Annotated in this window: 18 protein-coding genes and 1 pseudogene; 14 read left to right on the forward strand and 5 right to left on the reverse strand. The window is 67.3% G+C overall.

All coding sequences use genetic code 11. The features are described 5' to 3' along the window. The first annotated feature begins 38 nt into the window (after positions 1-38). From FHS02_RS09605 to FHS02_RS09615, 3 genes are all read left to right on the forward strand, one after another. Entirely contained in the window at positions 39-803 is a 765-nt protein-coding gene (locus FHS02_RS09605; protein WP_137313221.1) for a substrate-binding periplasmic protein, read from the forward strand. Between the two features lie 14 nt (positions 804-817). Continuing rightward, positions 818-1,846, forward strand: a complete 1,029-nt coding sequence (locus FHS02_RS09610; RefSeq protein ID WP_137313222.1) for an Lnb N-terminal periplasmic domain-containing protein — start codon at positions 818-820, stop codon at positions 1,844-1,846. Positions 1,847-1,991: 145 nt separating this feature from the next. Continuing rightward, entirely contained in the window at positions 1,992-3,086 is a 1,095-nt protein-coding gene (locus FHS02_RS09615) for a PAS domain-containing sensor histidine kinase (protein WP_175424749.1), read from the forward strand. Positions 3,087-3,146: 60 nt separating this feature from the next. Here FHS02_RS09615 and FHS02_RS09620 read toward each other — a convergent pair whose 3' ends face one another. Both FHS02_RS09620 and nhaR read right to left on the reverse strand, forming a co-directional pair. Next, positions 3,147-3,506 carry a hypothetical protein gene (locus FHS02_RS09620; protein ID WP_137313224.1) on the reverse strand — a complete coding sequence of 120 codons (360 nt, stop codon included), beginning with the start codon at positions 3,504-3,506 and terminating at the stop codon, positions 3,147-3,149. A 113-nt stretch (positions 3,507-3,619) separates the two neighbouring features. After that, positions 3,620-4,516: a transcriptional activator NhaR gene (nhaR, locus tag FHS02_RS09625; protein ID WP_137313225.1), complete on the reverse strand. Its 897-nt coding sequence runs from the start codon at positions 4,514-4,516 to the stop codon at positions 3,620-3,622. 237 nt (positions 4,517-4,753) lie between these two features. Here nhaR and FHS02_RS09630 point away from each other — a divergent pair, with 237 nt between their 5' ends. The 4 genes from FHS02_RS09630 to FHS02_RS09645 all read left to right on the forward strand — a co-directional run bounded on the left by FHS02_RS09630 (position 4,754) and on the right by FHS02_RS09645 (position 8,379). Continuing rightward, positions 4,754-5,716, forward strand: coding sequence for a TerC family protein (locus FHS02_RS09630; protein ID WP_137313226.1), 963 nt, complete (start codon positions 4,754-4,756; stop codon positions 5,714-5,716). A 60-nt stretch (positions 5,717-5,776) separates the two neighbouring features. Continuing rightward, entirely contained in the window at positions 5,777-6,184 is a 408-nt protein-coding gene (locus tag FHS02_RS09635; RefSeq protein WP_137313227.1) for a tellurite resistance TerB family protein, read from the forward strand. 166 nt (positions 6,185-6,350) lie between these two features. Continuing rightward, positions 6,351-7,682, forward strand: a complete 1,332-nt coding sequence (locus tag FHS02_RS09640) for a TrkH family potassium uptake protein (RefSeq protein WP_229422563.1) — start codon at positions 6,351-6,353, stop codon at positions 7,680-7,682. Further along, positions 7,672-8,379, forward strand: a complete 708-nt coding sequence (locus tag FHS02_RS09645; RefSeq protein ID WP_137313228.1) for a potassium channel family protein — start codon at positions 7,672-7,674, stop codon at positions 8,377-8,379. Before FHS02_RS09640 ends, FHS02_RS09645 begins: the two co-directional genes overlap by 11 nt. 3 nt (positions 8,380-8,382) lie before the next feature. On the opposite strand, the gene FHS02_RS09650 is transcribed toward FHS02_RS09645, so the two are convergent. Together FHS02_RS09650 and FHS02_RS09655 are read right to left on the reverse strand one after the other, a co-directional pair. Next, complete coding sequence (locus FHS02_RS09650) at positions 8,383-8,973, reverse strand: NADPH-dependent FMN reductase (protein ID WP_137313229.1); 591 nt, start codon at positions 8,971-8,973, stop codon at positions 8,383-8,385. A 242-nt stretch (positions 8,974-9,215) separates the two neighbouring features. After that, complete coding sequence (locus FHS02_RS09655; protein ID WP_175424750.1) at positions 9,216-11,612, reverse strand: TonB-dependent receptor; 2,397 nt, start codon at positions 11,610-11,612, stop codon at positions 9,216-9,218. Positions 11,613-11,898: 286 nt separating this feature from the next. Here FHS02_RS09655 and FHS02_RS09660 point away from each other — a divergent pair, with 286 nt between their 5' ends. The 7 genes and pseudogenes from FHS02_RS09660 to FHS02_RS09690 all read left to right on the forward strand — a co-directional run bounded on the left by FHS02_RS09660 (position 11,899) and on the right by FHS02_RS09690 (position 21,062). Further along, the gene (locus FHS02_RS09660) at positions 11,899-13,014 is read left to right on the forward strand and encodes an ABC transporter substrate-binding protein (protein ID WP_137313232.1); all 1,116 of its coding nucleotides are present in this window, start codon (positions 11,899-11,901) and stop codon (positions 13,012-13,014) included. Between the two features lie 28 nt (positions 13,015-13,042). Next, the gene (locus FHS02_RS09665; protein ID WP_137313233.1) at positions 13,043-13,711 is read left to right on the forward strand and encodes a class II aldolase/adducin family protein; all 669 of its coding nucleotides are present in this window, start codon (positions 13,043-13,045) and stop codon (positions 13,709-13,711) included. Between the two features lie 95 nt (positions 13,712-13,806). After that, complete coding sequence (locus FHS02_RS09670) at positions 13,807-15,180, forward strand: LLM class flavin-dependent oxidoreductase (RefSeq protein WP_137313234.1); 1,374 nt, start codon at positions 13,807-13,809, stop codon at positions 15,178-15,180. Positions 15,181-15,224: 44 nt separating this feature from the next. Next, the gene (locus FHS02_RS09675; protein WP_137313235.1) at positions 15,225-16,283 is read left to right on the forward strand and encodes a microcin C ABC transporter permease YejB; all 1,059 of its coding nucleotides are present in this window, start codon (positions 15,225-15,227) and stop codon (positions 16,281-16,283) included. A gap of 1 nt (position 16,284) precedes the next feature. Next, positions 16,285-17,385 (forward strand): annotated as a pseudogene (locus tag FHS02_RS09680) (ABC transporter permease); the annotation flags it as partial. Between the two features lie 92 nt (positions 17,386-17,477). Beyond that, positions 17,478-19,112 (forward strand): ABC transporter ATP-binding protein, encoded by a 1,635-nt coding sequence (locus FHS02_RS09685; RefSeq protein WP_137313237.1) that lies wholly within the window; start codon positions 17,478-17,480, stop codon positions 19,110-19,112. 69 nt (positions 19,113-19,181) lie between these two features. Further along, positions 19,182-21,062 carry an extracellular solute-binding protein gene (locus FHS02_RS09690; RefSeq protein ID WP_137313238.1) on the forward strand — a complete coding sequence of 627 codons (1,881 nt, stop codon included), beginning with the start codon at positions 19,182-19,184 and terminating at the stop codon, positions 21,060-21,062. Between the two features lie 160 nt (positions 21,063-21,222). Here FHS02_RS09690 and FHS02_RS09695 read toward each other — a convergent pair whose 3' ends face one another. Next, positions 21,223-22,992 (reverse strand): ABC transporter ATP-binding protein, encoded by a 1,770-nt coding sequence (locus FHS02_RS09695; RefSeq protein WP_137313239.1) that lies wholly within the window; start codon positions 22,990-22,992, stop codon positions 21,223-21,225. Between the last annotated feature and the right edge of the window lie 6 nt (positions 22,993-22,998).

Consider the following 22,998-nt stretch of genomic DNA (forward strand, 5'->3'; position numbering starts at 1 on the left):
TGGACGGCGTACAGGCTCCTGCCCGGCTACAATGCGCCATGTACCGTTTGCTACCCGCCCTCCTCCCGGCACTCCTTTGCACCATCGCTGGCGGTGCCACGGCCGCGCCGCTGCGCGTCGGCGGCTTCGTCGTGGCGCCGCTGGTACTGGGCGAGCCCGACAAACCGCTGCGCGGCGCGCTGCGCGATTTCCTGGAACGCGAAGTGGTGCCGGGCGGCGTCGCCATGCGGTGGATGTCGACTAGCTCGCTGCCGGATGGCATCGCCGCCCTGCGGGAAGGGACGCTCGACATCGTGCTGGTAGCAAGCGGCCAGGCCGCGCGCCAGGCCGGCACCGCCACGTCCAGCTTTACCTACCTGTACACCCGGCCGAACCTTGCGGTCCGCGAGGACTTCCCGCTGCGCACCGTGCGCTCGCTGGACCAGCTTGCCGGCATGCGGATCGGCTGGGTCGCCGGGGCCGCCCTGTCGCCGCGACTGAAAGAGGCCGGCGCCACGTGGCGCCGCGCGGCGGGCCATACCTGGCAGCTGGAGAACCTGCGCCTGGTCCAGGCCGGGGAGATCGACGGGGCCTACTTCGAGAACGAATATTCGCCACGCTACCTGGCCCACGTGGGCGGCATGCCGCTCCGCGTCGTGCGCCTGCCGATGCCGCCGCGCGCCGTGTTCATGCTGTACTCGCTGAAGGCCGACAAGGCCGATATCGCCCGCTTCGACCGCGTGGCCGGCGAGGCGTTCGCGGGAAGCCGTTTCCGCGACTTCCTGGAACGGTACACCGCGAGCGGCGTGCCGCGCCCCCGTTGAGCGAGCCTCGCCTTATGCGCAGCGGACTGGCGCAGGCCGTCCTGGTCAGGATGCCGGCGACGCTCCTCCTCGCCCTGGCAGGCGCCTGGGGCCTGCTCGCGCTGCATTTCCAGTTGCCGCGCCTGCCGGCCGCCGCCGCCGGCACGGCGTGGTGCGGGCTCGGCATCGCCGCGGCAGTCGCCGTGTGGCGCCCGCCCGGCAGGCGCTGGCGGAACGGCATCGCGCTGGCCTGCGCGGTGGCCGCGGTGGCGATGGGCGCCTGGTGGCAGTCGGTCCGGCCTTCGCACGACAGGGCCTGGGCCGACGACGTCGCCCGCCTGCTCGACGCCGACGTGGACGGCAACCGCGTCACGCTGCGCAACGTGCGCAATTTCGACTGGGAGAGCGAAACGCGCTACACGCCGCGCTGGGAAACCCGCCATTACGACCTGGCGCAACTGGCATCTGCCGACCTGGTGCTGTCGTACTGGATGGGGCCGCACATCGCGCACACGCTGGTCTCGTTCGGCTTTGCCGATGGCCGCAAGCTGGTGTTTTCGCTGGAGATCCGCAAGGAACGGCACGAGGCGTTTTCCGCCGTCGGCGGCTTCTTCCGCCAGTTCGAGGAAGTCCTGGTCGCGGCGGACGAACGGGACATCGTGCGCACGCGCAGCAACGCGCGCGGCGAACAGGTCTACCTGTACCGGCTGCGCGCCACGCCGGCGCAGCTGCGCGCCGTGTTCCTCGGCTACCTGGCGCAGGCCGCGCAATTGCGCCACACGCCGGCGTTCTACAACACGCTGACCAGCAACTGCACCACCGTCGTCTTCGACCTTGCCCGGCAGATCGCACCCGGCCTGCCGCTCGACTACCGGCTGCTCGCTTCGGGCCATTTCGCCGAGTACGCGTACGACCAGGGCGCGCTGGTGCCGGGCTACCCGTATCGGGTGCTGCAGCAGCGCGGCTACATCAATCCGCGCGCGCTGCGCGCCGATACCGACGGCAGCGATTTCTCGCGGGCGATCCGGCTGGGGATTCCCGGCATGCAGCCCGGCGGAGAATGAGCGCTGCCGGTAGCTCCCGGCAATTTTAGTTCGTGCCAGGAACGTAGAAATATGACATGATGGCCGGTTATCGTCTTGCAAGCAACCCATGTCAACCACACCGCCATCCCCGCCCGCGGGCACGCCCGACAGCGCGAGCTCCGACATGCGCTTTCGTGCGGTGTTCGAGCAGGCGCCCGTCAGCATCCAGATCCTTGCGCCCGACGGCCGCACGCTGCGGGTCAACCAGGCCTGGGAAGACCTGTGGCAGATCCGCGAAGGCTCGGCGGTCAAGGCCCATGTGCTCAGTGCCGCCTACAACGTGCTGGAGGATCCGCAACTGGTCGGGCACGGCATCGCCGCCACGCTGCGGCGCGCGTTCGCCGGCGAATCGGTGGCGCTGCCGGCGATCCGCTACGACGTGGCCACGCTGGACGGCACGGGGCCGGCGCGCTGGGTGACCGCGCGGGCGCATCCGGTCAAGGATGCCGATGGCCGCGTCGTCGAGGTCATGCTGATCCACGAGGACATTACCGAGCGGCTCGCGGCGGAGCAGGCCCTGCACGACCAGGACCGCCGCAAGGACGAGTTCCTGGCGATGCTGGCCCACGAACTGCGCAATCCGCTGGCACCGATTTCCGCGGCGGCCGACCTGCTCCGGACGGTCGGCAGCGCCGACGAGCGGGTGCGCAAGGCCAGCGACGTGATCGCCCGGCAGGTACGGCACATGACCACGCTGGTCGACGACCTGCTCGACGTCTCGCGCGTCACGCGCGGCCTGATCCAGCTCGACCGCGCGATGGTGGACCTGGGGTCGATCGTCGCCAATGCCGTCGAGCAGGCGCGCCCGCTGATGCAGGCGCGCGGGCATGCGTTCGCCATCGAAGGCGGCGCCGGCACGCTGTGTGTCCACGGCGATGCCAACCGGCTCGTGCAGGTGGTGGTCAACCTGCTCAACAATGCAGCGAAGTACACGCCGCGCGGCGGACGGATCGCGCTGGCCTGCGTCCGCGAAGGCACGACCGTGGCCATCAGCGTGCGCGACAACGGCATCGGCCTCGACAACGCCCTGCTGCCCCATGTATTCGACTTGTTTACACAGGCGGAACGTTCGCCGGACCGCGCCCAGGGCGGGCTGGGCATCGGGCTGGCACTGGTGCGCAATATCGTCGCCATGCATGGCGGCCAGGTGACGGCCTACAGCGACGGGCCCGGCCGGGGCAGCGTGTTTACGGTGACGCTGGACTTGATGGCCGCGTAACGTACCCGGCGGGCTGCGGCAAGGCATTGCAACGCAGCCATGGAGATGTTGCCGGACGCCCTAGATGCAGGGCTCCTCGATCACCCTGCCATTCACCAGGTGCTTCGGGCAGCCTCCCGGCATCGGCAATGTCGGCGCACACACGCCCGGCAGCCGGGACGGCCGATCGGCTGGAACGCAGTCGCCCTGGCATTCGCTGTCGTCGGCGCAGGCTTTGCCACGGTCGCCTGTCCTGATGACGCAAAAATGGAACTGGCCCATCGGGTACAGGATCCATTCCCCGCCGCGTGCCATGCATTGCGCCTTGCTTCTCGGCGGTTCGGGCTTCGCTGGCTTGGCCGGCCCGCCGGCATTCGCGCTTGCCGCGACCATTGCCAGCACCGCAAGCACCCCCGGCAATAACGCATTGCGGCTTGCCATCCTCGTGATCTCCCTGGAATAGTGGATACGCGGCGATCCGCCGCGGGGCCGGCCGGATCAGATCCGGTATCCGCAGTGTAAGACCCGGTTTGCCATGACGGCAAGCGGCATGCCTACGTCCGGAACAGGTGCTGCTTGGCCTCCTGGCTGATCGCCACCGTGGCCGGGTGGCTCAGCCGCCGCTCGGTGGTGATCGCATAGACCTGGTCGACGACATCGCCCGCCTCGCCGAACTGCTCCACCCCGTACTGCTGGCAGATGTAGTCGGCCAGCACGCCGGGCGCGAAGAACAGCCCGGCGCCGGCCCGCCCGAACGCCTTCATCATCGCGCTGTCGTCGAATTCGCCGACGATGCGCGGGCGCACGCCCTGCTCCTCCAGCCACTTCAGCACGCGCGGCCGCGTGGCGAAATCCTCGCCGGGCAGCAGCATCGGCATCTTGTCCAGGCATTGCGGGAACGGCCCCTTCAGCCGCTCGCGGAACGCCGCCGCGCCGAAGATCTTCAGCACGCTCTCGCCCAGCAGGTGCGAAAAGCCGCGCACGGACAGGTGCGGCGGCATCGGCCGGTCGGCGATGATCAGGTCCAGCCGGTGCACCGCCAGCTCGCCCAGCAGCGTTGCCAGCCGCCCTTCCCGGCACACCAGGCGCACCGGCTCGGCCAGCGCCAGCGCCGGTGCCAGCACCTGGCTGGCTACCATCTTCGACACCGAGTCGGCGCAACCGACCAGGAAACGGGTGGCGTGCACCGATTCGTCGTGCAGCGCCTCGATCAGTTCGTCGCCGGTGCGGAAGATCGTGTCCGCATAGCTCAGCACGCGCGTGCCGGCCTCGGTCAGCTCCAGCGTGCGGCCGGTGCGGCGGAACAGCTCGACGCCCAGCGTGTCGGCGAATTCGGTCAGCTGGCCGGAAATCGATTGCGGCGTCAGGTGCAGCTGCTCGGCCGCGCGGGCGATCGTGCCGGTGCGCGCCACCATCCAGAAATATCGGAGATGCTTGTAGTTCAGGCTCATGGCTCGGTGTGTTGGTCAGGTGCACAAGGTGCGGGCGCCGGCTGCCGGTGCTGGCGCAAGCGTCGTCGCGTGTCGTCGAAGGTGCATTCGCGCAATTTGTCATTCTTAACAGGAAGTGTGAACGCCAAGGCAATTACTCGGTTTTTTCGATGTATCAGCAAAGTATATTCGATTTGTCCTTTGAATCGTACGCCGGTATCCTGCGTCCTATTGATATTCCATAAGGAGTTGGTCGAAATGACTGGACTTGAAAACATAGCCACACCCGGTATGTGGGCCGGATTCGTGGCCTTCGTGCTGGTGATGCTGGCACTGGACCTGTTTGTGTTTGGCGGCAACAAGGCACACAAGGTCAGCGTCAAGGAAGCCGCGGCCTGGTCCGGCGTCTGGGTGACGATGGCGCTGCTGTTCAACGCCGGCCTGTGGTGGCACCTGAAGGGTACCGTGGGCGAAGTGGTGGCCGACCAGAAGGCGCTGGAATTCCTGTCCGGCTACCTGATCGAGAAGGCGCTGTCGGTCGACAACGTGTTCGTGTTCCTGCTGATCTTCGGCGCGTTCCAGGTGCCGCCGCAATACCAGCGCCGCGTGCTGATCTACGGCGTACTGGGTGCGATCGTGATGCGCGCCATCATGATCCTGGCCGGTGCCTGGGTGGTGAAGGAATTCTCGTGGGTGCTGTACCTGTTCGGCGCGTTCCTGCTGTTCACCGGTATCAAGATGCTGATGGCCTCCGAGCAAGAGCCCGACGTGACGCAGAACCCGATCCTGAAGTTCGCCAAGCGCCACCTGCGCGTGGCCGACGACGAGCATGGCGAGAAGTTCATGGTGCGCCGTAACGGCCTGCTGTACGTGACGCCGCTGTTCCTGGTGCTGATTCTGATCGAGGTGACCGACCTGGTGTTCGCGGTGGACTCGATCCCGGCGATCTTCGCGATCACGACCGACCCGTTCATCGTGTTCACGTCGAACCTGTTCGCGATCCTGGGCCTGCGCGCACTGTACTTCCTGCTGGCCGACGTGGCGGACCGCTTCCACCTGCTCAAGTATGGCCTGGCGCTGGTGCTGGCGTTCATCGGTACCAAGATGCTGATCATGCCGTGGTACCACATGCCGGTCGAGGCTTCGCTGGTGACGGTGGCCTTCCTGATCGGTGCCAGCGTGGTGGCGAGCCTGCTGCTGCCGCCGAAGAAGAGCGACTGAGCCCGACAATGACTGACGGCGCGGCCCGATACGGGCTGCGCCACCGAACAAGGAACAAGAATGCGAACGTACGAAACCAATAGTCCGCGGGCCCGCGCCCGCCTCCTGGCCCTGTCGATGGTGGTCGACGGCCACCTCGATCCGGCCGAGCTGCAAATCCTGGAAGACGCGCCCGTGTTGCAAGAGCTGGACATCGACTGGACCCTGTTCAGCGAAGTGCTCGACGAACTGTGCCGCGACATGCTGGGCGGCACGGTGCGCAACGGCGCCGTCGAGATCGGACCCGACCTGCTGGACAGCCTGCTGGCCGACATCACCGACCCGGCCCTGCAGCGCAAGCTGCTGGTGGCGATGCTGAACATCGTCGAAGCGGACGAGCGCCTGGCGCACGGCGAGCGCCTGCTGGTCGCCCGCGCCGGCCAGCGCTGGGTGCCGGACAGCGCCGAAAGCGAGGCGGTGCCGGCGTAACGGCGCCGGTGAACCGGTGTTGTCACCGGTGAAGGCACGGCAGCCGGACAGCGCCGGCAGCGTCTTCCATTAGGCGCTGCCGGCGCCTTCGTTTACCATACCGGTCTTTGCCACCACGCCTGCCCTCCCTGCCGCTGAGCGCCACCGGAGGGCCGGCCAACACATCTTGAAACAGACCGTCCTCCATCCCGCCCGCACCGTCATCCTGGGCTTTGCCCTGGCGATCGCGGTCGGCACGCTGCTGCTGATGCTGCCCGTCGCGCGCACCGCCGGCGAACCTGCGCCGCCGATGGTCGCGTTCTTCACGGCGGTATCGGCCATCTGCGTGACGGGCCTGGTGGTGGTCGACACGGGGACCTACTGGTCGACCTTCGGCCAGTCGGCCATCATGGTGATGTTCCAGCTGGGCGGTTTCGGCATGATGACGGCGGCCACCCTGCTGGGCCTGATGGTGAACCGCTCGCCACGGCTGCGCACGCGGCTGGTGACGCAGACCGAAACGCGTTCGCTGTGGGTCGGCGACATCTCCAGCGTGGCCAAACTGGTGCTGGGCGTGACGGCGCTGTCGCAGCTCGTCATCGCCACCGTCCTCACGCTGCGCCTGCGCTTCGGCCACGACATGGCCTGGGGCGACGCCGCCTGGAGCGGTTTTTTCCATGCCGTGTCGGCCTTCAACAACGCCGGCTTCTCGATCCATACCGATGGCTTCATCCGCTACGCCGGCGATGCGCTGGTCCTGCTGCCGGTGATGATCGCCGCCGTGGTCGGCGGCATCGGCTTCCCGATCCTGAACGACCTGCGCGACCGCTGCCGCGATCCGCGGCACTGGTCGCTGCATACCAAGCTGACGCTGACCGGCACGCTGGCGCTGGTCACCACCGGCTTTATCGCCATCCTGGTGTTCGAATGGGACAATGCCCAGACCTTCGGCCCGATGTCGGTCGCCGACAAGCTGCTGAACAGCCTGTTCATGTCGGCGTCGGCGCGCACCGTCGGCTTCAACACGGTGGACATCGCCGCGCTGACCAGGGAGACGTGGGCCCTGCACTACCTGCTGATGTTCATCGGCGGCGGCAGCGCCGGCACCGCCGGCGGCGTGAAGGTGGGCACCGTGATGATCCTCGTGCTGCTGGTGATCGCCGAAGCCAAGGGCCACACGGATACCGAAGCGTTCGGGCGCCGCGTCGGCGCGTCGGCGCAGCGGCAGGCCATCACGGTGATGGTGGTGGGCAGTGTCATCGTGGCCGCCGGCACCATGGTGCTGCTGCGCATATCGCACTTTCCCACCGACCAGGTCATCTTCGAGGTGATCGCCGCTTTCGGCAGCGCCGGCCTGTCCACCGGCATCACGGCCGACCTGCCGCCGGCCGGCCAGTTCGTGCTGGCCCTGCTGATGTTCTTCGGCCGGGTCGGTACCATCACGCTTGCGACGTCGCTGGTCATCGGCGAACGGCGCATGCCTTATCGTTATCCTGAGGAGCATCCAATTGTGGGGTAGGATTTTTACGGAACAGTTCGCGTTTTCCGCCAGCGACAGCGTCGTCGTCATCGGCCTGGGCCGCTTTGGCGGCGCCGTCGCGCAATCGCTGATGCATCTCGGTCACGACGTGATGGGCATCGACAGGAAGGAAGAGCTGGTGCAGGTATGGGGCGACCGCCTGACCCATGCCGTGCAGGCCGATTCGACCAACGAAAACCTGATGCTGCAGCTGGGCGTGGCCGATTTCTCGCATGCGATCGTGGCGATCGGCACCGACCTGGCCGCCAGCCTGATGACGCTGATGGTGCTGACGGAACTGGGCATCAAGGACATCTGGGTCAAGGCGCTGACGCCCGAACACGGCCAGATCGCCACGCGCGTCGGGGCGCACCACGTGGTGTACCCGGAAGCGGACATGGGCGAACGCGTGGCCCACCTGATCACCGGCCGCATGATGGACTTCATCGAGTTCGAGGACGGCTTTGCGATCGCCAAGATCCACGCGCCGGCCGACACGCACAACATGACGCTGGCCGAGTCGCATGTGCGCACCCGGCATGGCGTGACCGTGGTCGGCGTCAAGCGCCTGAACCAGGACTTCCGCCATGCCCAGCCGGAAACGCGCATCCTGCCGGGCGACCTGCTGATCGTCTCCGGGCCGACCAGCAGGATCGAACTGTTTGCCGGCGGCGACAAGGTAAAAGGGAAGAAATAGCCGTCAGGCGGCATGCAGCTGGCGCTCGCGGACAGTGGCAGCGAACTGCGCCACCAATGCTTCAAGGCGGGCCTGGTCGGCGGCATGGGCGAGATTGCCCTGTTCGTCGAATGCCTCGTGCGCGGCCGGCAGCAGGTAGTCCTGCGCATGGCTGTGCGCCTTGAAGTTGTCGAACAGGTGCCGCAGCTGCTGCAGGCCGCGCGCGCCGCCGTTCGAGCCGCGCGCGGCCGACAGCAGCAGCACGTGCTTGCCGCGCAACGCGGCATGGCGTTCCTCGCCTTCGCGCGGGCGCGACAGCCAGTCCAGCGTGTTCTTGATCAGCGGCGGGAAAAAGCCGTTGTACTCGGGCGATGCAATCAGCAGCGCATCGTGCCGGCGGAACAGCGCGAGCAGGTCCAGCACCGCCTGGCCCGGCCCGTGCTCGGCTTCGGTATCGCCGTCGTAGAGCGGAATCGGATAATCCTTCAGGTCGATCCAGGTCACGTGCGCGCCCGCCCCTTCGGCGGCCACGGCGGCGACCCTGGACAGTTTTTTGGTGAGCGAGTCGCGCCGCGTGCTGCCGGCGAAGGCGAGGATGGTGATCGGTTTGGTCATGAGGTTTCCTTGGTTCTGGTTTTTTGGTGTCGGACACCGGCCTTATGGTGTCGGACACCGGTTTGGTTTTGGTGTCGGACACCGGCTTCCTGGTGTCGGACACCGGCCTTATGGTGTCGGACACCGGTTTGGTTTTGGTGTCGGACACCGGCTTCCTGGTGTCGGACACCGGTTCTTGGTCGACGCTGCCGAAAACCGGTGTCCGACACCCGAGGGTGTCCGACACCAAGCACTCGGCAGGGTCAGAAACTGAACGTGGCCTGCACGCCGAACTGCCGCGGCGGGGCGAAGCTGGTGGGATAGACGCCGCGCGTATTGACGATCTGCGACAGCACCTTGTTGCGCTGGTCCGTCACGTTCGATACGAAGGCCGTCAGCTGCAGCTGTTCATTGGCGCTGCGGTAGCTGATCCGTGCATTGCCGTTCCAGTAGCCGGGGGTTTCCTGGATCGGGTCGTTCTGTACCGTGGCGTTGTGGAAGATGTGGCTGCGGTACGACCAGTCGCTGCCGAACAGCACGTCCGCGCCGGAAGCGAGCGGCAGGCGATATTCCGCATCCAGCCGGAACGAGCGGCGCGGCGTGCGATAGAACTCGTTGCCGCTGGCATCGAGCTGCACGTTGCCGACCGAGTAGGCGAACTCGGTGTACTTCGAGCGCAGCAGGCCGATGCTGGCGGCGACGCGAAGCTCGCGCGTCAGCAGCGCGTCCACGTCCAGCTCGATGCCCTTGATATTGCCGTTGGAACTGCCGTTGGTGCTCGTGATCGTGGTGCCCGGCACCACCTGCTGGATGTTCAGCGCCAGGTTCTTGATGTCGTAGTAGAACGCCGCCAGGTTGGCCGTCACGCGCCCGCGCAGCCACTCCGACTTCGCGCCGACCTCGTAGTCGGTGATCGTCTCGGGGTCGGTCAGGCGGATCGCGTTGTTGACGATGGCCTGGTTGAAGCCGCCCGAACGGAATCCCGTCGCGACGCGCGCGTACAGCAGGAGGTCCTTGTCGACGCGGTACTCGGGCGTCAGGTCCCATGTCGTCTTGTTCCACCGGGCGCTGCGCTCCAGCGCTGTCACCGGCACCACCGCGCCGCCGCTCACCGCGCCAGGCAGCCACCAGGCATTCGCATCGTTGAACACGACGCGGTCGCCGGCCGCATTGTCGTTCGCCGTCAGCGTGGTTTCCTCGATGCTCTTGCGCTCGCGCGTGTGGCGCAGGCCGAGCGTGACCGCCGCCTGCGGCGTGAACGCATAGCGCGCATTGCCGAACAGCGCCGTGCTGATCGATTTCTGGTCCCACGAACTCTGCGTGTACTGCTCGGTGTTGTTGAAGCGCGCGCCCTGGCTGTCCACCCGCGCATCCTGGTTATAGTAATAGGCGCCCAGGATCCAGCTCAGCGGCTGGTCCTTCGATGAACTCAGGCGCAACTCCTGCGTGCGCTGGCGCGACGAGTCGCTGCCGCGCGCACTGGAACGGTCCAGCGTGGTACCGGCCGGCACGCCGACGCCCGACCAGGTGTCGCCGCTGGAGTTGTCGAACGCGGTGATCGACGTCAGCGTATGGCCGCCGAATTGCCACGTCACCCTGGCCGATGCGCCGTTGGTATCCTGCTTGTTGTAGCCGTCGCCGGCCCAGTAGTCGCTGGTCGGCTCCGGACTGGTGCCGTACGACGGCAGGTACGAACCGCCGCCCTGCGTGATCGCGCCGCCGGGGTTGGGCGTCGTCACGCCGTTCACGCTGGTCGCGCCCACCAGCGCGGAACCGGGATTGCCGCCGTCGCGCTGGCGCAGCCGCAGGATCAGCAGCGCCTCCAGGTCGCGCGTGGGCTTTGCCAGCACCTGGAAGCGCGCCGCGAAGTCGCGCAGCTTCGGGCCGTCCTCGCCGGTCACGATGTTCCGTGCCCAGCCGTCGTTCCTCTCATAGTAGAGCGAGGCGCGCGCCGCCAGCACCTCCTCCTGCACGGCGCCGCCGAACGCCGCTTCGACGGTGCGCGAGCCGTAGTTGCCGAAGCCGATCCGCGCATAGCCGTCCGTGTCGAAGGTGGGCCGGGCGGAGATGAAATTGATCGCCCCGCCCGTATTGTTCTTGCCCCACAGCGTGCCCTGCGGACCGCGCAGCACTTCGACCCGCTCCAGGTCGAAGATCGGGAAATTCTGGTTGCCCTGCAGGCCGACCACGACATCGTCGACATAGATGCCCAGCGGGCCTTCGTTGTTGGCGTTCGGGTCGTTGGTGCCGATGCCGCGCAGGAACCAGCGCGGCTTCGACGCCTTGCCGCCGGACGACTGCGCCGACAGGTTGGGCACCAGGCGCTCGATATCGGCGGAGCTGCCGATGTTCCTGTCGCGGATCGCGTCGCCGCCGATGGCGGTGATCGGCAGCGGCACGTCCGTGACTTTTTCCTCGCGCTTCTGCGCCGTCACCGTCACGACACTGATCACCAGGTTGGCTGCGTCGGACGGCGCCGCGGCGGCGGCTATTACCGCAGTGTCGGCGGCGGCGGGGTCGGCTGAAGGGTCGGCAGCCATGGCCGTGGCGGCGCAGGCCTGCGCGACTGCCAGCGCCAGCAGCGTGCGGCGCGCAGGAAGGGACCGGGCGAATCTCGGCGATGGCCGGAACGGAACGGAGACAGGGAACGGCGTGGGCATGCTTGGTTTTCCTCGATGGACTGGTAAGTGACTGTCCATCAACTGTTCGCAGGATTCGTGCCACGCGAAAAACAGTGCCGCGCTGCGGCGGCTTGAACAGAACGCCGCGGCGCGCTGTGCAAAATCCAGCAGCGCCGCGGCGCCGTGTGTTTGCTGGCGCGCACACGATGCTGTGAAATCGCTAGGAAAAAGGGCTGCCGGGCTGTCCGCGCCCTGTCGCCGCCTTGCCAGGTGCTGGCCCGGAACTTGCGGAATGGGTGAACAGGACCAACCCACAAGGACTGACATGACCCAAACGAACACCACAAGTAATATCGCGGGCACAGACACTGGCAAGACCGTCGAACTCTGGTACACCCGCTGCGGGGCCGCCACGGCGTCGGCGCTGGCGATCCGCAAGGGCTTCCTGCAGGCCGAGTTCGCGCAGGGCGGCACCACGCTGCGCTCGCTGCGCGACTCCGACAGCCAGGCACTGCGCAACGCCCATTACCACCACGGCCAGACGGGCCTGTTCCGCGAGGGCGGCAACATCCCGCCGATCTGGGCCAAGGCGGGCGGTGCCGACACCGTGGTGGTGGCCATCACCTGGCTCGACGAGTACCAGGGCATCCTGGTGCGGGCCGACAGCGCGATCCGCTCGCCCGCCGACCTGGCCGGCGCGCGCCTTGCCATTCCGCGCCACAAGCACGCGCTGATCGATTTCCAGCGCGGCGCGGCCCAGCACGGCTTCGTCACCGCCCTGGCCCAGGCCGGCCTGGCGCCGGAAGATACGCAGTTCATCGACATCGACGTCGCCGAGCGCGCCGAGCCGGGTACGGCCAATCCGGGCGGCGGCCAGCGCGAAGCCGTCCTTGCCGCGCTGGAGAACGGCGCCGTCGACGCGATCTTCCTGCGTGCCGCACAGGGCTGGCGCACGGCCCAGTCGCCGAACCTGCGCCAGATCGCCAACAACAACGCGCTGGCCGATCCGCTGGCTCGCGTCAACAACGGCACGCCGCGCCCGGTGACTGTGGACCGCGCCTTCCTGGAACGCCACCCCGACGTCGTCGCCCGCTACCTGGCCGTGCTGCTGCGCACCGCCAGCTGGGCCGAGCGCAACCCCGGCGACGTCGCCGCGCTGATCGGCGCCGACAACGGGGCCGACGCGGCCGAGGTGCTGGCCTCGCACGGCGACGGCTTCCACCGCGCGTTCACGCCGCAACTGTCGGAAGGCCATATTGCCGGCCTCGAGGCGCAGAAGAACTTCCTGCGCGACTGGGGCTACCTGCGCGCCGATTTCGACGTGCGCGCATGGATCGACCCCGCCCCGCTCGAAGAGGCCCGCCGCCTGGTCGAACAGCAGCCGGCGTTCACCGAAGGCCGCGCCGACACCGCGTCCGCCGCCACCCCGCTTGCCGCCTGAAGCCCATCCACAACAAAGGAGTTCCACCATGTCCGAACAACTTGCCGGGATCGACCTGGTTTCATATGTCGACGAAGCCAAGGCCGACGCCATCCACGTGTTCAATACGCTGCGCGAGAACCGCACGCTGTCGGCCAGCCTGACTTTCCACATCACGCACCGCATTCCGGGCCACGACCTGCTGCTGGCGATCCGCTTCCCGGGCGGCCTGGCGCGCGACCAGACGCCGACGATCGGGCTGTCGAAGTTCTCCGAGGCCAGGGCGTCGCTGCTGAACGAGGAACGCCTCGATGCCGACACCGTGATCCACGTGCACACCAACTACCTGTCGGCATGGTCGCTGGCGCACAAGCCGTTCCCGATCCTGTACGTGGCCGCCGCGCGCCACCTGCTGGCGCGCGAGATCCCGAACCACCTGGAACGCACGCGCAGCCCGCTGGAGGTGATCCGCGAACGGCTCGACAACCATCCCGAGCTGGCACCGCCGCCGGCGCTGCTGGAATCGAACGGCGGCGCCAACTTCTGGGGCAAGGGCATCATCGGCACGTCGGAAACCATCCTGTTCGTCGAAGAAGCGGCGCGCTACCAGGCGATCGCCGAGCAGATCGGCGGCGCCCAGGCCTACACGCCGGGCGCGCTGGAACTGCAGTGGAAACGCACCGGCCTGCTGGAAAAATCGAAGGCATTCAGCGGGTGAACTACTTCGGCTGAACTGCGGCGCCAGATTTACATGGCGGGCCACGATCGGGGATCGCGGCCCGCTCCCGAACATTCATATCAAAAGGTAATACCGTGAGCGAAAACAAGCGCCAGCTGGTGTTGAACGTCTTCCTGCAACGCTTCGGCCACCATCCCGCCGCCTGGCGGCATCCCAGTTCGACCGACAACGGCCGCCCCGACGTGGCGTGGTACCTGGAGGCGGCGAAGCTGGCCGAGGCGGCCAAGTTCGATACGTTCTTCCTGGCCGACTTCATCGGCCGCTCCGGCACCGTCACGCCGGACACGGGACGCAGCCCCGTCAACTACCAGTTCGAGCCGTTTACGCTGCTGTCGGCCGTCGCCGCCGTGACGGAGCGCATCGGCCTGGTGGCCACCGTCAACACCAACTACGAGCATCCGTACCACGTGGCCCGCAAGTTCACGTCGCTGGACCACCTGAGCGGCGGGCGCGCCGGCTGGAACGTGGTGTCGTCGTTCGGCGAGCATACCGCCGCCAACTTCGGCATCGAAGAGCCCCGCTCGCACGAGGAGCGCTACGAGCGCGCCGCCGAATTCGTCGAACTGAGCAAGGCATTGTGGGACAGCTGGGACGACGACGCGTTCGACCACCCGGACCGCGCCGCCGGCCAGTTCTACGATCCCCGGTCGGGCCACCCGGTCCATTTCAAGGGCAAGTATTTTTCGTCCGAAGGCCTGCTGGACTACCCGCGGCCCGTGCAGGGCTACCCGGTGTTCGTCCAGGCCGGCAATTCGGAAACCGGCCGGGAGTTCGCCGCGCGGGTGGCCGAGATGACCTACTGCTCGGCCACGTCGCTGGGCGTGGCGCAGGCCTACTATGCCGACGTCAAGTCGCGCATGGCGAAGTACGGCCGCCACGAAGACCAGCTGAAGATCACCCCGGGCCTGTCGGTGGTGGTGGCCGAATCCGACCAGGAAGCGCAGGACCGCTTCGGCGAACTGCAGGCGCTGGTCGATTTCAGCAACCTCGAATTCGGCGGCTTCGACCTGTCCGGCTACCCGCTCGACGGGCCGCTGCCCGACCTGCCCTACGAGGCCGGCGCGAACGGCAAGGGGCGCTTCCAGCAGCAGCTGGAACTGGCGCGCCGCGAAAACCTGAGCATCCGCCAGCTGGTGCTGCGCTTCCGCGTGGCGCGCGGCCACCTGCAGGCGGTCGGCTCGGTGAAGACCGTGGCCGACCTGATCGAGCAGTGGTTCGTCGAGCGCGGCGCCGACGGCTTCAACGTCGTGCCGCCCTACCTGCCCCAGGGCTTCGCCGACTTCACCCGGCTGGTCGTGCCGGAACTGCAGCGGCGCGGCCTGTTCCGCACCGAGTACGCGGCGAAGACCTACCGCGAAAACCTGGGACTGGACCGGCCGGCCAACCCCAACGCAGCTCTGACACCGGCGCCGGCTTCCGCACCCGCCCCGGCGCGCAAGGCCGCCTGACCGGGGCCGGCCCGGCTTTTCAATCCACACACTGCCCGAGAACCATGCTGATCTACCTGCTGAAACGCCTTGCCGCGATCGTGCCCACGCTGCTGGGGGTGCTGACCATTACTTTCCTCGTCACCCAGTTCGTTCCGGGCGGACCAGTCGACCATATGCTGGCGCAGATCGACGGGGCGGACGTGCGCTCGGGCGGCGAAGCGGAAAGCAGCGGCGGCTGGAGCTACAGCGGGCGCAGCGGCATCGACGCCGCGCAGATCGGCCAGCTCAGCGAACTGTACGGCTTCGACCGGCCGCCGCTGGAACGCTACTGGCAGATGCTGAAGAACTTCGCGCGCTTCGAGTTCGGCGACAGCTATTTCCACAACCAGTCGGTGTGGTCGCTGATCAAGGACAAGCTGGGCGTCTCGGTATCGCTCGGCGTGTGGACGTTCTTCCTGACCTACCTGGTCTCGGTGCCGCTGGGGATCGCCAAGGCGGTGCGGGCCGGCAGCCGGTTCGACTTCATCACCAGCCTCCTCGTGCTGGCAGGCTACGCGGTGCCGGGATTCGTGCTGGGCGTGCTGCTGATCCTGCTGTTCGGCGGCGGTTCGTTCTGGGACATCTTCCCGCTGCGTGGCCTGACCTCGGACAACTTCGACGAGCTGACGCCGCTGGGCAAGGCGACCGACTACCTGTGGCACGTGACGCTGCCGGTGATCGCCTCGGTGGTCAGCCATTTCGCGATGAAGACCCTGCTGACGAAGAACATGTTCCTCGAGGAGATCCGCCGCCAGTACGTGCTGACGGCGCGCGCCAAGGGGCTGTCGGAACGCCAGGTGCTGTGGAAGCACGTGTTCCGCAACACGCTGCTGCCGCTGGTAACGGGCTTTCCCGCCACCTTCATCGCCGCCTTCTTCACCGGCAGCCTCTTGATCGAGACGCTGTTCTCGATCGACGGCCTGGGCCTGCTGTCGTACGAGTCGATCAACAGCCGCGACTATCCGGTGGTGCTGGGCACGCTGTACCTGTTCACGCTGATCGGCCTGTTCGTCAAGCTGGCCGGCGACATCGCCTATGTGCTGGTCGACCCGCGCATCCGTTTTTCGGCCCAGGAGAACTGACATGGCGCAATCCTATGCCACCCTGCCGCGACAGGCCTCCTTGCATCCTGCCGGGCACTCGCCTTCGCGTTCGCCCGGGCGGCGTATCTGGCAGCGCTTCCGCCGCCACCGCGCCGGCTACTGGAGCCTGCTGATCTTCGCGTTCCTGTTCGGCCTGAGCCTGGCCGGCGAACTGCTGTCGAACGACCGCCCGCTGCTGGTGTACTACCAGGGCCAGTGGTACTTTCCGCTGCTGCACGACTATGCCGAATCGGTATTCGGCGGCGCGCTGCCGATCCAGGCCGACTATCTCGACCCGTTCATCCGCGCGCGCCTGCAGGCGCCGGGCAACTTCGCGCTGTATCCGCCGAATCCGTACTATTACGACACCCTCAATTATTTTTCCAGTGCCCACCACTTCCCCGCGCCGCCGTCGCGCGAGAACTGGCTCGGCACCGATATCGCCGGCTACGACATCGCGGCGCGCCTGCTGTACGGCTTCCGCGTGTCGGTCGCCTTCGCGCTGGCCCTGACGGCCGCGGGCACCATCCTGGGTGTGCTGATCGGCGCAGTGCAGGGGTATTTCGGCGGCAAGGTCGACCTGCTCGCCCAGCGCCTGATCGAAGTGTGGGGCTCGATGCCGGAGCTGTACCTGCTGATCATCTTCGCCTCCGTGTTCGAGCACAGCTTCCTGCTGCTGTTCGTGCTGCTGTCGCTGTTCGGCTGGATTCACCTGGCCGACTACGTGCGTGTCGAGTTCCTGCGCAACCGCCAGCTGGAATACGTGAAGGCGGCGCGCGCGATGGGCCTGTCGAGCTGGCAGATCATCTGGCGCCACGTGCTGCCCAACAGCCTGACCCCGGTGATCACGTTCCTGCCGTTCCGCATGAGCGCCGGCATCATGGCGCTGGCCAGCCTGGATTTCCTCGGCCTCGGCGTGACCGCGCCGGCGCCCAGCCTGGGCCACCTGCTGGCGCAGGGCAAAGCCAACCTGGATGCCTGGTGGATCGCCCTGTTCACCTTTGCCGTGCTGGTCGCCACGCTGATGCTGCTGACGTTCATGGGCGAAGCACTGCGCGACGCCCTCGACTCGCGCATCGCCGACGACACGCTGGGGGCCGGGGAGCCGGATGCGGAGCCCGAAGCCGAAGCCCAAGCCGATGCGGCACCCGCCGCCGGCATCGCCCCGGGCCGGGTTCCTGCGAGGGATGCGGCATGAGCGGCCCGTTGCTGTCCATCGAAGACCTGTCGATCTGGTTCGGCAGGCACCAGGCGGTCAAGGGCCTGAACCTGCAGATCCAGCCGGGAGAGCGACTGGCGCTGGTCGGCGAATCCGGCTCCGGCAAGACCGTGACCGCGCTGTCGATCCTGCGCCTGGCCGGCCAGGCCCGCGTGCGTGGCCGCATCAGCCTGCAGGGGCGCGACCTGCAGGCGCTGCCGCTGGAAGAACTGCGCAAGGTGCGCGGCGCCGACGTGGCGATGATCTTCCAGGAACCGATGACGGCGCTGAACCCGCTGTTCAGCATCGGCAACCAGATCGTCGAAACGCTGGTACTGCACGAAGGCCTGTCGCCGCAGGACGCGCGGACCAGGGCCATCGCCCTGCTGGCGCGCACCGGCATCCGCGAACCGGAACGGCGCATCGACAGCCTGCCGCACCAGTTGTCCGGCGGCCAGCGCCAGCGCGCGATGATCGCCATGGCGCTGGCCTGCCGGCCCAAGCTGCTGATCGCCGACGAGCCGACCACCGCGCTCGATTCGCCGGTGCGCGCCCGCATCGTGCAGCTGCTGCTCGACCTGCAGGAGGAAGAAAGCCGGCGCGAAGGCGGCGACGGCATGGCGATCCTGCTGATCACGCACGACCTGAACCTGGTGCGCCGCTTTGCCCAGCGCGTGGCCGTGATGGAGCGCGGCCGGCTGGTCGAGGTGAACACCACGGCCGAACTGTTCGGCGCGCCGCGCCACCCGTACACGGTCAAGCTGATCGACAGCCTGCCGGTGCGCAGCATCGGCCCGGTCGCACCCGACAGCCCGATATTGCTGGAAACGCGCAAGCTGCGCGTCGAGTACCCGGTACCGCGGCCGGGCTGGCGCGGCTGGTTCAAGAGCGCCGGCTTCGCGGCCGTGCAGGGTGCCGACCTGCGCGTGCGGGCCGGCGAAACGATCGGCGTGGTGGGCGAATCGGGCTCCGGCAAGTCGACCCTCGCGCAAGCGATCCTGCAGCTGCTGCCGGCGCACTCGGGCGAACTGCTGTTCGACGGCACGCCGCTGGGCCGCGGGCAGGCGCGGAAGAACAGTGCCCGCCAGAGCGCCGGTGGCCACGCGCGCCGTTCGCTGCGTGCGCGCCTGCAGGTGGTGTTCCAGGACCCATTCGGCTCCCTGTCGCCGCGCCGCACGATCGAACAGATCGTCGGCGAGGGACTGGCACTGCATTTCCCCGAACTCGGCGCCGAAGAACGGCTGGCGCGGATCGTCGCGGTGCTGTCCGACGTGGGATTGCCGGCAACGGCGCTGACCAAGTATCCGCACGAGTTCTCGGGCGGCCAGCGCCAGCGCATCGCGATCGCCCGCGCGCTGGTGCTGCAGCCGCAGCTGCTAGTGCTGGACGAGCCCACGTCCGCGCTGGACGTGTCGATCCAGAACCAGGTACTGCAACTGCTGGTCCGGCTGCAGCAGAAGTACGGCCTCGGCTACATCCTGATCAGCCACGACCTGGGCGTGATCAACGCGCTGTCGCACCACCTGTACGTGATGCATGACGGCGCCATCGTCGAACAGGGAGAAACACGTGAAGTGCTGTCCCGGCCGCGGCATCCGTATACCCAGCGGCTGGTCCGTGCCGCGCTGTAATTGACCACTGAATCCGACCCATCGATCCGACTGATGTTCCCAGAATCTTCGCTCCTGCCCCATCGATCCATGAAGCCATTTTCCGTTCTTGCCGGCGCCCTGCTGCTGGCGTTCCCCCCCGCCGGCTGGGCCGCGCACGGCGTTGCCCAGTTCGGCGAGCCGAAATACCCGGCCGACTTCAAGCACTTCGACTACGTCAATCCCGCCGCGCCGCGGGGCGGCACGCTGGCCCTGTCCAACACCAGCCAGGGCAGCAGCTTCGACAAGCTCAATCCGTTCAGCCTGAAAGGCAGGATCGCCCCCGGCGTGATGGAAATGATGTTCGAGACGCTGACCGTCTACAGCCTCGACGAGCCGAACACGCAATACGGCCTGCTGGCCGAGGATATCGACGTGGCGCCGGACTTCGGCTCGGTGACCTTCCGCCTGCACCCGGCGGCGCGCTTCGCGAACGGCGACCCCGTCACCGCCGCCGACGTCAAATACTCGTTCGACACACTCACTGGCCGCAAGGCCAGTCCGCGCTTCCGCGCCTACTTCGCCGAGATCGCCAGGCTGACCGTGATCGATGCGCGCACCGTGCGCTTCGACTTCAGGCGCAAGGGCCGCGACCTGTCGTTCGTGGCCGGCAGCCTGCCGGTGTTTTCGCCGAAATGGGGGCAGGAAGCCGGCGGCAAGGCAGGCGGAAAAGAAGGTGGGAAGGCCGTGCCGTTCGACGAACTGCGGCTGCAGCCGCCCATCGCCACCGGCCCGTACCGGATCGAGAAAGCCCTGGACGGGCGCGATGTCAGCTACCGCTACAACCCCGGCTACTGGGCCAGGGACCTGCCGGTACGGCGCGGGATGTTCAATTTCGACCGTGTCATCTACAAGCTGTACAAGGACAGGGACACCCAGGTCAACGCGATGCGCTCGGGCGACTACGATTTCTTCAGCGAAGTGCAGATGCGCTACTGGTGCTGCCAGTACATCGGCAGCCGTTTCGACAGCGGCGAACTGGTCAAGGAAAAGCTGCCGCATGCGAACCCGCCGGCGATGAACGGCTACGCGGTCAACCTGCGCCGCGACCGCTTCAAGGACCCACGCGTGCGGCTGGCCCTGAACTACGCGATGGATTTCGAATGGGTCAACCAGAAGATCTTCGCCAGCGAATTCAAGCGCGTGACCAGTTACTTTACGGGCACGCCGCTGGCTGCCACCGGCACTCCCGGTGCGGCGGAGCTGCGCCTGCTGGAACCGTACCGGGCGCAGCTCGACCCGGCCGTCTTCGGGCCCGTGATCACGCAACCCGGCACCCTGCCGCCGCAGTCGCTGCGCAACAACCTGATGGTGGCATTGAAACTGTTCGCCGAAGCCGGATGGCACAACCGCGACGGCGTGCTGCGCAACGCCGCGGGCGAGCCGTTCGTCATCGAGATTTCCGCGTCGCGCGGCCAGAGCCCGTTCATGGATCCGTACTACCGGGCCCTGTCCAAGCTGGGCATCGTGGTGCGCAAGAACCTGGCCGACGCCGCCACCGCGCGCAGCCGGATGAACGGCTACGACTACGACTTCGCCACCGTGGCGATGCGCGAGGCGCGCATGCCGGGTGCCGAACTGTGGCGCAACTTCAACAGCGCCGATGCCGCCAGGCCGGGCAAGGAAAACGTCATCGGCGTGCAGTCGCCCGTCGTCGACGACCTGATCAAGAAGCTGCTCGACGCCGGCTCGCGCGAGGAGCTGGAAGTGACCGCGCGGGCGCTCGACCGGGTGCTGCTGCATGGCCACTACATCCTGCCGTGGCGCTACCTGACGGACCACTACCTGATCCGCCATCGCCGGCTGCAGCGCCCGGCCAAGCTGCCGCTGTACTACGGCGCGCAGGAGTGGGCCATCGCCACCTGGTGGGATAGCACTGCCCTGCCGGCCGTCACCGCCCGGGCCACCCCCGCAACCCGCCTTGAAAAATGAGGTCCTGATAGCGACAGATCAGCAGGGGTCTGTCCCCGCCAGTCGGTAATTTTTGTCCCGGTCGCCTGCCTTGATCAAGGGGACTGACCCCGGTTCTTGCCAGCGTATCGAAAGCGCCAGCAAAAAACGGGGCAGTTGCCAATCAGCCTAGTACCGCCTATCACCCCCCCACCGCGTGCAGCCGCCCCCTGGTCTGCAACGCGAACAGCCGCGCATACAGCCCGCCCTCCCTGGCCGCCAGCTCCGCATGGCCGCCCCGTTCCAGCACCCGGCCGCCCTGCATCACGAGGATCTGGTCCGCATTCATCACGGTGCTCAGGCGGTGGGCGATGATCACCGAACTGCGGCCGGCCAGCAGGCGGTCCAGGCCCTGCTGCATCAGGTCTTCCGATTCGGAGTCCAGCGCGCTGGTGGCCTCGTCGAGGATGATCAGCTGCGGGTCCTTCAGGATGGCACGGGCGATGGCCACCCGCTGCTTCTCGCCCCCCGACAGCTTGATGCCGCGTTCGCCGACCAGCGTGTCGTAGCCCTGCTCCATGCTGCCGATGAACGCATCGGCATGCGCCGCCAGCGCCGCGTCGCGCACCTGCCCGGCGTTCGCGCCGGGCCGGGCGAAAGCGATGTTTTCGCCAATGCTGTCGTTGAACAGCGCCACGTCCTGCAGCACCACGCCCATCAGCGCGCGCACGCTGCGCTGCTGCCAGTCGCGCAGGTCGCGGCCATTGACGAGGATGCGGCCGCCGGTCGGGTCGTAGAAGCGCATCAGCAGCTTGACGATCGTCGTCTTGCCGCTGCCGCTGGTGCCGACCAGCGCCAGCGATTCGCCGGCCGCCAGGTGGAACGACACGTCGCGCAGCGCGTATTCGTCCTTGCCGGGATAGCGGAAATCGACATTGTCGAACGTGATGCTCTGCAGCGACTGCAACGGCTGGGCATCCGGACGGTCCGCCACCTCGGCTTCGACATCCAGCAATTCGACGAGGCGCTCGGCCGTGCTTTCGATTTCGCCGGCCTGGTTGATCTGGCGCGCGATCGGCGCGATCGTGTTCGTCAGGTTCTGCGTCAGCGTCAGCACGAGCAGGATGTCGCCGGGCGTGAAGCGCCCCGCCAGCGCACCGTACACGGTCAGCGTCACCGCGGCGAACACGCCGGCCGTGTTGACGACGTTCAGCGCCAGTTCCGAGCGCCACTCGGTCACGTGCAGCTGGTTGCGGGCGATCTTCCACTCCGCCTGCGTGGCGTCGTAGCGCTGCTTGACCGCGGGTTCGCCGCCGAAGCTGCGCACCGTGGCGATGTTGCCCACCATTTCGGCCAGCAGGCCCGTCATGCGCCCCGCCAGCACCTGCCAGCCGCGGCGGTGCGGCCGGGTCCAGCCGACGGTACGGTACGAGATCCAGAAATTAATCACCAGCACGACGGTCATGATCACGCCGACCAGCGGCGCCTTGACGAGCAGCACCACGACGATGAACACCATCTGCAAGATGTTCGCCAGCACGCCCTCGGTCAGCGCCGACAGCCACATCGTGATGCTGGTGATCGTGCTGAAGCGGTCCATGATCTCGCCCACGCGCGTCTTCTCGAAATAATCGATCGACTTCTGCGTCATGTTTTCAAAGACGCGCTGGCGGAACGTGCTGACGGTATCGAGCCACAGGTCGTCGGCCTGCTTGTTCTGGATGGCGCCGCACACCACCACGCCGAGCCGCAGCGCGAAGAACACGCCGACCAGCAGCGTGACCGCCCAGCTGGCCTCCTGGTACGTGATGCGCCCGGCCAGCATCGACGCGATGGCATCGACGACGCCCTTGTAGATATAGGGCGTGGCCGTGCCGAGCAGGCCGGCAACGGCGCCGACGGCGATCACGCCGACCACGCGGCGGCGGTATTCGGGAATGAACTGGATGGTTCTCCAGAGATTGTTTGTCATAGTTGT

This window comes from Pseudoduganella umbonata (genome assembly GCF_014192225.1).
GTDB classification, from domain to species: Bacteria; Pseudomonadota; Gammaproteobacteria; order Burkholderiales; family Burkholderiaceae_D; genus Rugamonas; species Rugamonas umbonata.

Bases quoted from the DNA above. Each gene is read 5' to 3' on its own strand.
- FHS02_RS09650 (WP_137313229.1), bottom strand. From the start codon at position 8,973: ATGACCAAACCGATCACCATCCTCGCCTTCGCCGGCAGCACGCGGCGC.
- FHS02_RS09620 (WP_137313224.1), bottom strand. From the start codon at position 3,506: ATGGCAAGCCGCAATGCGTTATTGCCGGGGGTGCTTGCGGTGCTGGCA.
- FHS02_RS09615 (WP_175424749.1), top strand. From the start codon at position 1,992: ATGCGCTTTCGTGCGGTGTTCGAGCAGGCGCCCGTCAGCATCCAGATC.
- FHS02_RS09610 (WP_137313222.1), top strand. From the start codon at position 818: ATGCGCAGCGGACTGGCGCAGGCCGTCCTGGTCAGGATGCCGGCGACG.
- FHS02_RS09605 (WP_137313221.1), top strand. From the start codon at position 39: ATGTACCGTTTGCTACCCGCCCTCCTCCCGGCACTCCTTTGCACCATC.
- FHS02_RS09690 (WP_137313238.1), top strand. From the start codon at position 19,182: ATGAAGCCATTTTCCGTTCTTGCCGGCGCCCTGCTGCTGGCGTTCCCC.
- FHS02_RS09655 (WP_175424750.1), bottom strand. From the start codon at position 11,612: ATGCCCACGCCGTTCCCTGTCTCCGTTCCGTTCCGGCCATCGCCGAGA.
- FHS02_RS09695 (WP_137313239.1), bottom strand. From the start codon at position 22,992: ATGACAAACAATCTCTGGAGAACCATCCAGTTCATTCCCGAATACCGC.
- FHS02_RS09685 (WP_137313237.1), top strand. From the start codon at position 17,478: ATGAGCGGCCCGTTGCTGTCCATCGAAGACCTGTCGATCTGGTTCGGC.
- FHS02_RS09675 (WP_137313235.1), top strand. From the start codon at position 15,225: ATGCTGATCTACCTGCTGAAACGCCTTGCCGCGATCGTGCCCACGCTG.
- FHS02_RS09660 (WP_137313232.1), top strand. From the start codon at position 11,899: ATGACCCAAACGAACACCACAAGTAATATCGCGGGCACAGACACTGGC.
- FHS02_RS09635 (WP_137313227.1), top strand. From the start codon at position 5,777: ATGCGAACGTACGAAACCAATAGTCCGCGGGCCCGCGCCCGCCTCCTG.
- nhaR (WP_137313225.1), bottom strand. From the start codon at position 4,516: ATGAGCCTGAACTACAAGCATCTCCGATATTTCTGGATGGTGGCGCGC.
- FHS02_RS09630 (WP_137313226.1), top strand. From the start codon at position 4,754: ATGACTGGACTTGAAAACATAGCCACACCCGGTATGTGGGCCGGATTC.
- FHS02_RS09665 (WP_137313233.1), top strand. From the start codon at position 13,043: ATGTCCGAACAACTTGCCGGGATCGACCTGGTTTCATATGTCGACGAA.